Raw genomic sequence first — 12222 nt, forward strand, 5'->3', positions numbered from 1 at the left:
TCGCTCACATTTCGAACTGCACTCGAGCAATGTGGTCACAGACCTCGGCGATTCGGGCACGGTGAACATTGTGTTCGGCGTCGAGGTCGTAGACGCGGTAGCTGTCGGCGTCGAGCCAGTCGTTGGTGATCGCGAAGCTCCAACCGCCCTCGCGCAGTGCGAGATCGATGCCGCTGTGGTGCATGAGCAGGCCGGGCAGGTTCAACGCCGCGATTCCGGCGAGACCGTCCCGAAGTTGTGCCGCATCTGCGTCGGCCTGCTCGGAATCGGTCGAGGCACGGAGGCGTCCGACAACCACGTTGCGAATCATGGTTTCCAGTATCGCCGAAATACTCTCTCCGATCCTCCTTGCGCTGCTCGACCCGCGATTAAGCTGGCCGAAGCAGCCGAGTGGCGGCAGGAGTGATTGTCGAGGAGCCGTGATGACGTGAGCTCGGTATTCGCGCAGCGCTCCAGTTACATTCGGCAGGGGATTCACTTCGAGGGTGGGGCGCTGCCGCTGTCGGCCGAATTCGGGGTCTCAGGGGCCATCGAACACAAGTTGACCCGTGACCATCTTTTCATCGGCGACGGCACCTCGGATTTCATCGGCACGTGGCGGGGCAGTCGCGTGCAGTTGTATGCGCTGTCCCGGCGGGCGATCGACGCGATAGTCAATCCCAAGGTCGCGGGCGTTCACATCGACCGAGATACTGCGGCGCGTCATTCGTTCGGACAGCTGAGTCCGGAGGCCGTCACCTTCGCGTCGTCGACTCGAGCCGATTTCAAGGAGCGCAAGCGAAACCTGGTCGTGGCGACCGGTTCGAGCAACGCGCTTGGCGTCACCGTACGTGCACTAGATCGCCATTTACCGCTCGACTCGGTTGAAATCGGTCTCGATCTGCGTCCGGTCGTCACGGTGTGTGTCCGGGAGGCAGTGGCCGAGGCTGTGTGGGGTGAGGCAGCGTTCGCGCCGGTCCGGTACGTCGACCGGGAGGGACGCGAGTGCAGCCTCCCGTTCGCGGAGGCGCTGTACGAGAACTTTCTGCGGTTGCGGAAGTTCGCGAACACCTACGCGATGAGGGTCGAGCCGAGGCTGCAGCACCTGCCGTTGACGCGCGAGCAACGCCTGATGCGTGCGAACACACGCGCGCTGCAGCAGCACATGCTGCAGATGTCGGCTCACCCACCGGATTCGACCGTCGCGGGTCACCTCGCGCGGCTGCACAGTGACTCCGGGTTCTCCACCGGCGTCATCCGTGACGACACCGCGACGTCGTTCGTGGCCGCCGTGGATACCACCCGTACCGCGGTGCTCGCGACCTTGAAACACATTCTGGCCCCAGTGAATTCGATCTGGAAGACCCAAGTCGGCGCGGTTGCCCCAGAATCTGCTGGCGCATCGGCGGTGGTGCGGGCGTGCGTGATGGAGGCACTGCGGGTCGACACGCCAGGATCGGTCTTCAACGGCCGAGTCACGGAGGATTTCGATCTGAAGGTCGGTGACCGCGTGGTGCGGCTTCATCGAAACACGCTGATAATGCCGAACATTCATGCAGTTCATGCCCTGAGTGGGCCCACATTCGATCCGGCACGGCTACTGAACGCGCATGGTGCAGTTGTCGATTCGGCAAAGGTGATGCCGTTCGGCAAGGGTCCGAGGTCGTGCCCGGGGAAGTCGTTCGCGTTGTCGATGATCGCCGTTTTCGTCACCGCATTCTTGCGTGCGTACCCGGACGCTCAGGTCGACCCGACGCAGTACGACAATCGATATCCGATCCATACGGCGTCCGAACATTCCCTCTACATCGCACTTCGTACCTGACGGGTCGCCGATGCCGGTTCGGGCGCAGTCAAGTCCCGTTTCCCCGTCTCGGGGATGGTGATCAGGGCGGTGATGGACACGGCCAGCAAAGCGAGTGTGTACCACTGGAACAGCTCCGGCGAACCGCGATCGGCGAAGAACGTTTGCACGTATGCGGCGGTTCCGCCGAAGGCCGCGGTGGCAATCGAGTACGGCACGCCCACACCTGCGGCGCGCGTACCCGTGGGAAACAGCTCGGCCATCATCGCGGGCATCACAGCAAGGATGGCGCCGATGGCGCACAGGGCCACCGACATGGTGAGGAACAGGGACAATGCACTGGAGCCGACGAACGATTCGAGTGGGAACAGCAGCGCAGCAATCCCGATGTTTCCGGTGTACAGCACCGGCTTCCGGCCGATCCGGTCCGAAAGCGCGCCCCACATGGGAAGCGATGCGATCAGGACGACGTTTGCTCCGACTCCGGCCCACAGTGCACCTGAGGGATCGATTCCACGCACGGTGATGGCGTACGCCGGTGCCGACACCGCCCACACGTAGTAGAAGACAGTGCCGCCGACACTGAAGAACAGCACTTGCAGAATCTGCCGCCGATGGGTCGAGAACTGTCGGCGTAGGGAAACCGGTGTCTCTGTGTCACCGGACTTCTCGAACACTACGGTCTCGGTCATCCGTGAGCGCATCCACAGGACGAACAAGCCGAGCACACCACCCAGTAGGAACGGCAGTCGCCAACCCCAGTCCGTCATCTGCTCACTGCTCAACGTGGTCGTCAGTACGGCGCCCATCAGCGTTCCCGCCACGACTCCGGACGTGTTGGATACGTAGATGACACTTGACCACAGGCCCCGCCTGGACGGAGGAGCGTACTCGATGATGTACGTCTGGGCCGAGGGCAGTTCGCCGCCGTGCGCTACTCCCTGAGCCATCCGAGCCACCACCAGAACGAGGGCGGCAGCAGCGCCGATCGTCTGATGCGTCGGAGTCAGGCCGATGACGAGGCTACCCACCGATGCCAACGCGACAGCGAGTGTCATGGACAGCTTTCGGCCGCGCCGGTCGGACAACCAGCCGAACAGCAGACCTCCGAACGGACGCGCGACGAAACCTACGGCGAAAACGCCGAAGGATGCCAGTAGGTCCGACACGGCGGAGCCGGTGTGAAAGAACTGTGGCGCGAAGAAGGCCGCGAAGATTGCGTACACGGTCCAGTCGAAGTACTCGATACCGTTGCCGGCACCCACTCCCACAATGGCTTTGAACTTCTCGCGGCGTTCGTGCCGTCGGGTGGGATCGGACGTGAACGAAGTGGTTGCGCTGTCGGTCATCGGGCGTCGCTTTCGGGTGAGGGGGCGTGGTCGAGCCGAGCGATGGCCAGACCGGCGTAGACGGTCGCGGCGTCGACGAGCACGGAGTCGTCGAACTCGGCTCGAGGGGAGTGGTTCATCGGCGCGTCGGCGGGATCGTTGTCGGGCATACATGCGCCGAGTCCGATGAAAGCGCCGGGCACTTCCTGCAGTACGTACGAGAAATCTTCCGAGCCGGACAGGGGATGTGCCGCGGTCTCGTAGCGTTCTTCGCCGAGTAGTTCGGCGATGGTCGCCGCTCCGAAACCGGTCTCGTCGATGTCGTTGACCGTCATCGGAAACTCTGCCGTCACGGAGACGTCGACATCGACGCGATGAGCGGTTGCGACACCTTCCAGAACGCGTCGCAGCGCGGTCGGCACTGCGTCGTACGTGCGCGCCGAGTAGCAACGCACCGTGGCCTCGAAGGTAGCGTCATCGGGAATGATGTTGTGCCGCACACCGGCCCGCACATGTGCGACCGTGACGACGACCGGGTCGAAGACATCGAACGTCCGCGTGACCATCGTCTGCATCGAAGTGATCATCTCGGCCATCGCCGTGACGGGATCCCGTGCGGTGGAGGGCGAAGACCCGTGGCCGCCTTCGCCGCGCACCGTGACCGAGAGTCTGTACGACGCGGCGAGCAGGGTCCCGGGTCGAGAGAAGAATGTTCCGTTGCGTTGCTGCGAGGAAAAGACGTGTAGTCCATAGGCGGCATCGGCCCGCCGGCCCGATGCGTCGAGCACACCTTCGTCGATCATCGCGGCGGCACCGTCCCAGCCTTCCTCGCCGGGTTGGAACATCAGTACGACGTCTCCTGCGACACGGTCTCGATGCCGAGACAGCAACTGTGCCGCGCCGACCAGTGCGGCCGTGTGCAAGTCGTGGCCGCATCCGTGCATCGCACCGTTCTGTGCGGCGAAGTCGAGGCCGGTCTGTTCGACTACCGGCAGTGCATCCATGTCCGCACGTAGCAGCACGGTGGGTACGGCAGTTCCGGTGCGAGCGGTGCCGCGCAGTACTGCGGTCACAGAGGTGGTGGCCGTGCCCATGTGAATCTCCAGAGGAAGCCCGGCCAGGGCGTCGAGCACCATTTCCTGCGTGCGAGGGAGGTCGAGGCCGACCTCGGGTGTGCGGTGAAGTGAGCGTCTGAGCTGCACCAGATCGCCAGCCATGGCGTCGGCGTCGTCGGGGAGGTTCATTCTGCACCTTCGTGTCAGCGGTCTTGTTGCAGTCGGACTGTGTCCGTGGTCATAGTGTGGAGTCGACTGATCGAAGGACGAGAATTTTCGTCGGATTCGATCATCGAGGACGAGAAAGCAGGTGTTGTGTGCAAGAAATACTGACGGAATCCGAGCTTTCGCTCATTCACGCGCTTCAAGTGACTCCGCGAGCATCGTGGTCCGACCTTGCACCGATCCTCGGGACCACGGCGGCCACGTTGGCGCGTAGATGGCAATCGATCGCGGAGCGGGGGCTGGCTTGGATCACCGCGTATCCCGCGCCGTTGACCGGTGGTGGGTCGATCACCGCAATGATCGAGGTGACGTGCGGTCGAGCGGACTCGGCTGACCTCGTAGACGCATTGGTTCGAGACCCACGGGTGGTGTCGATCGAGCATGCCGCGCGGGGTCGGGATCTGGTGCTGACGGTGCAGACCTCGACACTCGACGAATTGTCGGGTCTGGTGTTGGACGAGTTGCCCGGCTTCGTCGGTGTGCAGTCGACCCAGACGCACACGTGCACGGCGCTGCACGCAGAGGGGAGTCGCTGGAGGCTCGATTCCTTGGACGGTGCGCAGTTGGCTGCGATTGCCGCGCTCGGTGACGTGCCGGACAGGCCGGGCTCTGCCAGGCCGGAGAGTCTGACCGACGAAGTCGCCCGTTCACTCGTTGGTGAACTGACGGGAAACGGAAGGGCGTCGGCGCCCGAGATCGCGTCGGCTCTGGGCCGGCCGGCGTCGTCCGTCCGCCGTCAGCTGGCGGCGCTGCTGCGATCGCGAGCGGTGGTGTTGCGCTGTGAGGTTGCCCAGGAGGCGACGCGATGGCCGATCACCGTCACGTGGTGGTGCCGGCTGCCGGTGCAGGCACATCAGGAGGTTGTGGACGTCCTTCGCGCGCGCCCGGAACTCCGACTGTGCATGTCGCTCACCGGTCCGGCGAACTTCCTTGTCAGCATGTGGGTGTCGTCTCTGCCGGACATTCTGCGAGTGCAGGAGTGGCTCGAACAGCGAGCGCCGAATTTGAATGTCGTCGAGTCGTCGGTGACCCTGCGCTCGCGTAAGCGGATGGGCTGGGAACTGCAGGCAGACGGACGCGCGACCGGGTTCGTCACCTCGCCGGGAGGGTCGTCCTGGACGCTGCCCGGCTGAGCGCTCTTACGTCGTGCGCACCCGGTAGTTGTGCCATGCCTGCGCCGCAAGGGGCACCCCGATGAAGACGAAGCCGAGGATCGGCAACGAAACCGGCCACGGAATCGACAGGTTGTTCGCCGCCAACAGTGCACCGGACAACGCCATCGACGCGCCGACGCTCTCGAGTAAGTCGACCTTGCGTGGCCGGACCGGCGGGAATCCGGTCCATGGAATAAGCCTCCCCGCGTTCTCACGTGAAATTCGCCGTGCCGCTGCGATGGAGAGTGTGGCCCCGATCGCGAGAATGCAGGCACCAGCGACGACGGCCCACTCGTGACCCCCGTCGATCCACATCGATGCCAGGTACAGCGCCGGGCCGCCGGCGTAGGCGCACAACACCTTCCACCGCGGTGCAGACTCTCGCTCGTCCCGCTGCACGTCGACCGGCCGCATCGGCTGCAGGGGCTCCATGGCTCGACCCTCCCACACCGCCGCTCTTGACCGACGGAGGCGACCAGCCGTACCCTGGCCGACAGTTGATATATCAGAACGCAGGGCCTGCCGAACCGAGGAATCACAGAATGACCACAGCGCTCAAGATCGACGGGACGGCGGTCAGCGCGATCGTCAAGGACGATCTGCGACATCGCGTCGAACGGCTCGCCCAGCAGAGGATCCGGCCCGGTCTCGGCACGATCTTGGTGGGCGACGATCCGGGTAGTCGTTCCTACGTCGCAGCGAAGCATCGCGACTGTGCCGAGGTGGGGCTGCATTCGATTCAGGTGCGATTGCCCGCGACCGCGACCCAGCAGGAGATCGAAGACGCGGTGCACGCGCTCAACGACGACCCCGAGTGCACCGGCTTCATCGTCCAGTTGCCGCTTCCCCCGCACATCGATACCCATCGGGTGATCGAACTGATCGATCCACGCAAGGACGCCGACGGGCTGCATCCGACCAATCTGGGCCGGCTCGTGCTCGGCATGGACGGGCCGTTGCCGTGCACACCGCGCGGGATATTGGAACTGCTTCGCCACCATGATGTTCCGATCACCGGCGCACGCTTCTGCATCATCGGGTGCGGGATCACCGTCGGGCGTCCGCTCGGGTTGATGCTCACCCGGCGAAGTGAACACGCGACGGTCACGATGTGTCACGAGGCAACCGTGGACACCGCCGCGCACACTCGGGCCGCCGATGTGGTCATCGCCGCTGCGGGCGTTGCGCATCTGGTGCAACCGGATTGGATCAGTGCCGGGGCAACGGTGCTGTCGGTAGGAATCACCCGCACCGTCGAGGGCATTCTCGGTGACGTGCACCCCGGCGTCGAGCAGATCGCGGGGCGGATCAGTGGAGCGACAGGCGGCGTCGGTCCGATGACGCGGGCAATGCTGCTCACGAACGTGGTGGAGTGTGCGGAAGCCGCTCAGGCCGAGGGGATGAAGGACTCGCGGTAGCCCATCTTCTCGCTGATCTCGGCCGTGGCAGCCAGTACGTCCGGGACTATGGCCCGCATTCTGGTCTCGTCGAAGCGATACACCGGACCGGAGACGCTCAGTGCCGCAGTCGTCTTGCCGGTGTAGTCGAGAACCGGAGCTGCGATGGCATTGAGTCCGGTCTCGTACTCTTCGACGACCACTGCATACCCGAGGGACACCGCGGCATCGAGTTCGGCCGTCAGACCGGCTTTGGTGGTGAGGGTGTGCTCGGTGTATCGGTGGAGGTCGAGCGATTCGACGACCGTCTTGCGGGTGTCGGCATCCAGTGCGGCGAGCAACACCTTGCCGCTGGCGGTGGCGTGCAGGGGAGTCTGTTCCCCGATCCAGTTGTGGGTGCCGACCGAACTGGGACCGCGGGCCTGATCCAGGTGTATGGCCGTATTGGCCCGCAGCACAGCGATATTCACTGTCTCGCCGAGCTTGCCTGCGAGGCGTTCACAGACGGCGTGGCCGTATTCGGTGATCTCCAGGCGCTCGGGTACGGCGGCGGCGAGCCGCAGGACTCCGAGGCTGAGCCGGTACTTACCGCGATTGTGCGTCTGCATCACCATGTCGTGTTCTTCGAGCGACGCAAGCAGCCTCGACACCGTGGACTTGTGCACACCGATCTCGGTGGCGATGGCGCTCACGCCCGCCTCCCCGAGCCGCGCTACGACCTCGAGCACTCGAAATGCGCGGTCGACGGACTGGACGCCACCCTCTGGGGCACGTGTCGAATCGTCGGTTGCCACCCCCTGGACTATACGTACCGGACACCTACCTGGTGGTACGCACCCTCGGGCAGTGACGTCTAGATGACGGCGCGAACAGCGTCGTCGAACTCGGTCACATGGGCTCGGGCAATCGCCGCAGCGTCCTCGGCTTCCCCGGCCGCGATCGCCCGGAGCAGCGTGGTGTGGGTACCCACATGATCGGCGAGCGGCGGCAGTCGATCCATGAACAACCAGAAGATTCGCGTGGCCAGATTGTTGTAGCGAATCAAGGCGTCTTCGAGAACCGGGTTCGCCGCCAGCCGGTACACGGTGCGGTGTACCTCTGCGTCCCATTTGATCAGGTCGTGTTGGCTCGGCGGCGCGGCCTCGAACTTCTCGGTGCGATCGGCCATGCCCAACAGAACTTGACGTTGGGTCGCAGTGGACGCGGTGGCCGCCTTCGCTGCCGCCAGGGGTTCGAGGCGCTGGCGAATCTCGGAGATGTCGCCCAGATCGGCGACGTCGATGGAGGTTGCGAAGGTGCCACGGCGGGCATGTGAGATCACCAGGCGCTCGTACTCGAGCCGTTTCAGAGCTTCCCGCACCGGTGTACGGCCGACGCCCAGCTCGACGGACAACGCCGACTCGACGACGGCTTCACCTGGCTTGATCGCCAGCATGATCAGCTTGTCGCGAATAGCCGCGTAGGCCGCGTCCGCCATGGTCGCCCCCGGTTCGCCGGGCACCCCCGACGATCCGGGGGTGCCCGGTGACGCAACCTCGACACTCATGGTCACCGATCCTATCGGCACTGAGCGCGGGGCAGGGTCGGTCAGGCCTCGATGCGGTTCTTCAACCAGTCGTGGAAGATACCGATGTGGTGTTCGCTGCCCACCAGCACTCCGCCGTCTCGGTACTTGCGGGAGCTCATGGCGGGCTGGCAGCGTTCGCACGCCTCGAAATCCTGCAGATTGACGCGGTGGAACAACTCCACCGATTTCTGCAGATCCCGTCCCGAGGCAACGACGCCTGGTAGGTACAGCCAATCGCATTCCACCAGAGTGCGATCGGCGGCGAGCGGATACATGCGGTGGATGATCACGTGATCCGGGACGAGGTTGACGAACACCTGCGGCCTGACGGTGATGGCGTAGTAGCGCCTGTCCTGTTCGGGTGCGATTCCGGGGATGGAGTCGTGTCCCTCCGAACCGTCGAGCGTGAATCCCTTGACCGATTCCCCGAATTCGGCTCCGTGGCCCACGTAGTACTGGGCGGCGTATCCGTCGGCGAATTCCGGTAGCACCTCGGTCAGCTCGGGGTGGATGGTAGCGCAGTGGTAGCACTCCATGAAGTTCTCGATGATGAGTTTCCAGTTGGCCTTGACGTCGTAGCTCACGCGCCTGCCGAGGCCCAGGTCCTCGATCTTGTAGCGATCGATCGACTCGACGTCACCGAGTCGATCGCGGATGTCCTGCACCACAGTGGTGTCGAAGGACGCCGGGTTGTCGCTGAGGTTGACCCACACGTATCCGAGCCATTCCTCGACGGACACCGACGACAGGCCGTAGCGAACCCGGTCGATATCGGGCATCTTGGTGAGATTCGGTGCTGCGATGAGCTTTCCGTCGAGGTCGTACGTCCAGGCGTGGTACGGACACTGGAAGGATCGCTTGACTTCGCCCTTGTCCTCCATGCAGATTCGTGCACCGCGGTGCGCGCAGACGTTGAGGTAGGCCTTGATGGCCCCCGTCCGGGTGCGCGTCACGATCACGCTCTCGCGGCCGATCTGCACGGTACGGAAGGCACCGGGCTTGTCCAGATCCGCGGCACGGACCGCGCAGATCCACAGCTCCTCGAAGATCTTCTCCTGCTCGAGCTCGAAGATGGCCGGATCGGTGTAGTAGCGACCGGGGAGGGTGGAGATCAGACTCTCGGGCAGGGGAAGGGAGGTGGCGGGCGGCGTGGTGTCGGGAATGGTGGTCAAGGGGTCCTCCGTACGTGGCCGATCTTGTGGATCGGTGACGAGACGTCAACTGGGATAGTGGAATACGACGAGTGGAACAGCAGCCGGGGTGTGGTCAGACCGCGCGAGCGGGAGCCGAGAGCTGACGGCGCCAGCGGGTGAACAGACGAACCTGATTGACACCGAGTACGCCGACCGGAAGTCCGTCGGAGCGGTAGACGGCGAGGAAGCTCCCGAGCTCGGGTGAGCCCTCTTCGATGGTGCATTCACTGTCCGGTCCGGCGCTGCCGGCGAACTGAATACGTGACCCGTACTGGTCGGACCAGAAATACGGAGGTTTGACGTGTTGGCCGCCGTAGCTACCCGAGAGCAGAGTGGCCACTGCAACGGTGGGTCGTTCGGACGCCCCGGCCCAGTGCTCGACGCGCCGATGGGCACCGGTCGAGTCGAGCCATGCGGCGCAGTCGCCGACGGCGACCACTCCGGGCACTGCGGTCGCGCCGCCACCGTCACACAGGATTCCGTTGCCGAGTGCGAGTCCGCTGGTGCCGAGCCAATCGATGTTCGGAATGCCGCCGATGCCGACGACCACGACGTCGGCGTGGAGAAGGCGACCGTCCGCGAGCCGAACGCCCGTCACTCGGTCCGTGCCGGTCAGTCCGTCGACGGCGATTCCGCAGATCAACGTCGTGCCGTTGTCGCGGTGCAGATTGCCCACCGCGCTACCCAGTCGCGCGCCGAGTGGTCCGGCGAGTGGTGACGGGGCGGCTTCGACGACGGTGACGTCGAGGCCCAGTTTCCTTGCGGTGGAGGCTACTTCGGCTCCGATGAAGCCTGCGCCGATGACGACCAGACGCGCGCCGGGCGCGAGTTCTGCGCGCAGGCGGTCGGCGTCGTCGATCGTACGCAACACGTGCACACCGGCGAGGTGATCGGTACCGGGAAGCGATCGCGCGCGCGAGCCGGTGGCCAGGACGACGCCATCGGAGGTCAGCTCCGTGCCGTTGTCGAGGGTGACGGTGCGACGCGATGGATCGAGTGCGGTGGCGGTACGCCCCAGAATCCAGGTGGCGTCGAGGTCTTCGTCTTCGGGCTCGAGGGCGAGAGTGCTCGCGTCCACGTCGCCGGCGAGGTACTCCTTCGACAGGGGAGGGCGGTCGTACGGTCGGTGGCTCTCGGCACCGACGATGGTGACCGAGCCGTCGAACCCGGCCGCCCGCAGGGCACGTGCAGAGCACAGGCCGGCCAGGGAGGCTCCGACGATGGTGACGCTCTTCATGAATGTCCCTCGGCGGCCAGCCGGCTGCGAACGTCGGGCGGAAGATTGGGGGTCGCGGTGCTCAGCTCGATGTAGATCACGCCGTCGTCGACGACAACGGTGTGAGTACGAACCGGCAACTTCGCGGGGGGAGCGTCGACGGCACCGGTGCGCAGGTCGAATGTGGACGCGTGCAGCGGACATTCGACCGCACACCCTTCCAGCCATCCGTCCGCGAGAGACGCGTCCTGATGCGTACAGGTGTCGTCGATCGCGAACAGCTCGCCGTCCTCGGTGTGGAACACCGCCACAGGAGGGGTCGTGTCGACGCGCAGAGCTTCGCCGCCCGGGAGGTCGGCCAGGGGACACACCTTGAGCATTCGGATCCTTTCTGTATCGCTATGCGGAACACGTCTTACTTCCCGCAACAACAGTGTGAACATCGACACAAGATCGTGTCAATAGGAGACGGCACTTTTCACCCCTGCGAAACATGATGTAACTCGATTCGGGCAAACCGCACGTTCTGCCAGCTGAACACGTGGTTAGCGCGTGCAAGGACCTGTTCGTCCGGTGCGAGGTGGCACCGGCCCGGCGGTGCGCACAGTGGCCGTCTGGGCTGTGCGCAGCGCCGAGTCTGCACTACCAATGAGTAGGAACTGCCGACTTTGATATATCAGCGCACTCAGCTGCCGCGGGCGATCCATTCCTCGAGGTGTGGTGCCTCGTCGCCGATACGGGTCCCGTCTCCGTGTCCGGTGTTGACTCGGGTGTCGGCGGGCAGCGCGAACAATCGGTCGCGGATCGACCCGATGATGGTCGGGAAATCCGAGAACGAGCGTCCGGTGGCTCCCGGACCGCCGGAGAACAAGGTGTCGCCGCTGAACAATTCCCCCGCTTCGGGCAGATACAGGCACGTCGATCCGGGTGAATGCCCCGGGGTGTGCAGCGCCACGATGTCGGTTCCGGCGACGGTGACGCGCTGACCGTCCTCGAGAAGCATGTGACCGACGCCCGGGTGGGTCTGCTCCCACAGCATGTCGTCGGCGGGATGCAGCAGAATCGGCGCATCCAGGGTGTCGGCGAGCTCGGGGGCGACGGTGACGTGGTCGTTGTGTCCGTGCGTGCAGATGACGGCTTTGAGCGTGCGGCCGGCGACGGCGTCGATGATCGGGGCAGCGGTGTGGGCGGCGTCGACGATCACCACCTCGTCGTCGTCGCCGATCAGCCAGATGTTGTTCTCGACATCCCAGGTGCCGCCGTCGAGGCTGAACGTTCCTGACGTGACGACGTTCTGGACACGA

Annotated in this window: 13 protein-coding genes; 3 read left to right on the forward strand and 10 right to left on the reverse strand. The window is 64.7% G+C overall.

Features of this window, described 5'->3' with window-relative positions:
- Positions 1 to 4 precede the first annotated feature (4 nt).
- On the reverse strand, positions 5 to 310 hold the full coding sequence (locus CH294_RS27035) for a hypothetical protein (RefSeq protein WP_032405153.1): 306 nt from the start codon (positions 308 to 310) through the stop codon (positions 5 to 7).
- Between the two features lie 117 nt (positions 311 to 427).
- Here CH294_RS27035 and CH294_RS27040 point away from each other — a divergent pair, with 117 nt between their 5' ends.
- Entirely contained in the window at positions 428 to 1804 is a 1377-nt protein-coding gene (locus CH294_RS27040; protein ID WP_094739391.1) for a cytochrome P450, read from the forward strand.
- On the opposite strand, the gene CH294_RS27045 is transcribed toward CH294_RS27040, so the two are convergent.
- Entirely contained in the window at positions 1783 to 3132 is a 1350-nt protein-coding gene (locus CH294_RS27045) for an MFS transporter (RefSeq protein WP_094739392.1), read from the reverse strand. The genes CH294_RS27040 and CH294_RS27045 overlap by 22 nt on opposite strands.
- The gene (locus CH294_RS27050; RefSeq protein WP_094739393.1) at positions 3129 to 4355 is read right to left on the reverse strand and encodes a M20 family metallopeptidase; all 1227 of its coding nucleotides are present in this window, start codon (positions 4353 to 4355) and stop codon (positions 3129 to 3131) included. Before CH294_RS27050 ends, CH294_RS27045 begins: the two co-directional genes overlap by 4 nt.
- Before the next feature lie 128 nt (positions 4356 to 4483).
- Here CH294_RS27050 and CH294_RS27055 point away from each other — a divergent pair, with 128 nt between their 5' ends.
- Positions 4484 to 5524 carry an Lrp/AsnC family transcriptional regulator gene (locus CH294_RS27055; protein ID WP_032405156.1) on the forward strand — a complete coding sequence of 347 codons (1041 nt, stop codon included), beginning with the start codon at positions 4484 to 4486 and terminating at the stop codon, positions 5522 to 5524.
- A gap of 6 nt (positions 5525 to 5530) precedes the next feature.
- On the opposite strand, the gene CH294_RS27060 is transcribed toward CH294_RS27055, so the two are convergent.
- Positions 5531 to 5977 carry a hypothetical protein gene (locus tag CH294_RS27060; protein WP_032405157.1) on the reverse strand — a complete coding sequence of 149 codons (447 nt, stop codon included), beginning with the start codon at positions 5975 to 5977 and terminating at the stop codon, positions 5531 to 5533.
- A 110-nt stretch (positions 5978 to 6087) separates the two neighbouring features.
- Between CH294_RS27060 and CH294_RS27065 the strand changes: the two genes are divergently transcribed.
- A complete protein-coding gene (locus CH294_RS27065; RefSeq protein ID WP_032405158.1) occupies positions 6088 to 6963 on the forward strand; it encodes a bifunctional methylenetetrahydrofolate dehydrogenase/methenyltetrahydrofolate cyclohydrolase in 876 nt (291 codons plus the stop codon).
- Here CH294_RS27065 and CH294_RS27070 read toward each other — a convergent pair.
- The 6 genes from CH294_RS27070 to CH294_RS27095 form a co-directional block, all read right to left on the reverse strand.
- Complete coding sequence (locus tag CH294_RS27070; protein WP_032405159.1) at positions 6933 to 7736, reverse strand: IclR family transcriptional regulator; 804 nt, start codon at positions 7734 to 7736, stop codon at positions 6933 to 6935. The genes CH294_RS27065 and CH294_RS27070 overlap by 31 nt on opposite strands.
- Positions 7737 to 7795: 59 nt before the next feature.
- Positions 7796 to 8488 (reverse strand): GntR family transcriptional regulator, encoded by a 693-nt coding sequence (locus tag CH294_RS27075; RefSeq protein WP_080734492.1) that lies wholly within the window; start codon positions 8486 to 8488, stop codon positions 7796 to 7798.
- A gap of 41 nt (positions 8489 to 8529) precedes the next feature.
- Entirely contained in the window at positions 8530 to 9681 is a 1152-nt protein-coding gene (locus CH294_RS27080) for an aromatic ring-hydroxylating dioxygenase subunit alpha (RefSeq protein ID WP_207309267.1), read from the reverse strand.
- Positions 9682 to 9775: 94 nt separating this feature from the next.
- Positions 9776 to 10939 carry an FAD-dependent oxidoreductase gene (locus CH294_RS27085; RefSeq protein WP_170944876.1) on the reverse strand — a complete coding sequence of 388 codons (1164 nt, stop codon included), beginning with the start codon at positions 10937 to 10939 and terminating at the stop codon, positions 9776 to 9778.
- Positions 10936 to 11298 (reverse strand): bifunctional 3-phenylpropionate/cinnamic acid dioxygenase ferredoxin subunit, encoded by a 363-nt coding sequence (locus CH294_RS27090; RefSeq protein WP_032405160.1) that lies wholly within the window; start codon positions 11296 to 11298, stop codon positions 10936 to 10938. Before CH294_RS27090 ends, CH294_RS27085 begins: the two co-directional genes overlap by 4 nt.
- 305 nt (positions 11299 to 11603) lie before the next feature.
- Positions 11604 to 12222: MBL fold metallo-hydrolase (locus CH294_RS27095; RefSeq protein WP_094739394.1), on the reverse strand; the 619-nt coding region annotated here is incomplete at its 5' end.

Source organism: Rhodococcus sp. 14-2483-1-1, from assembly GCF_002259335.1.
In the GTDB taxonomy this organism is placed as follows: domain Bacteria; phylum Actinomycetota; class Actinomycetes; order Mycobacteriales; family Mycobacteriaceae; genus Rhodococcoides.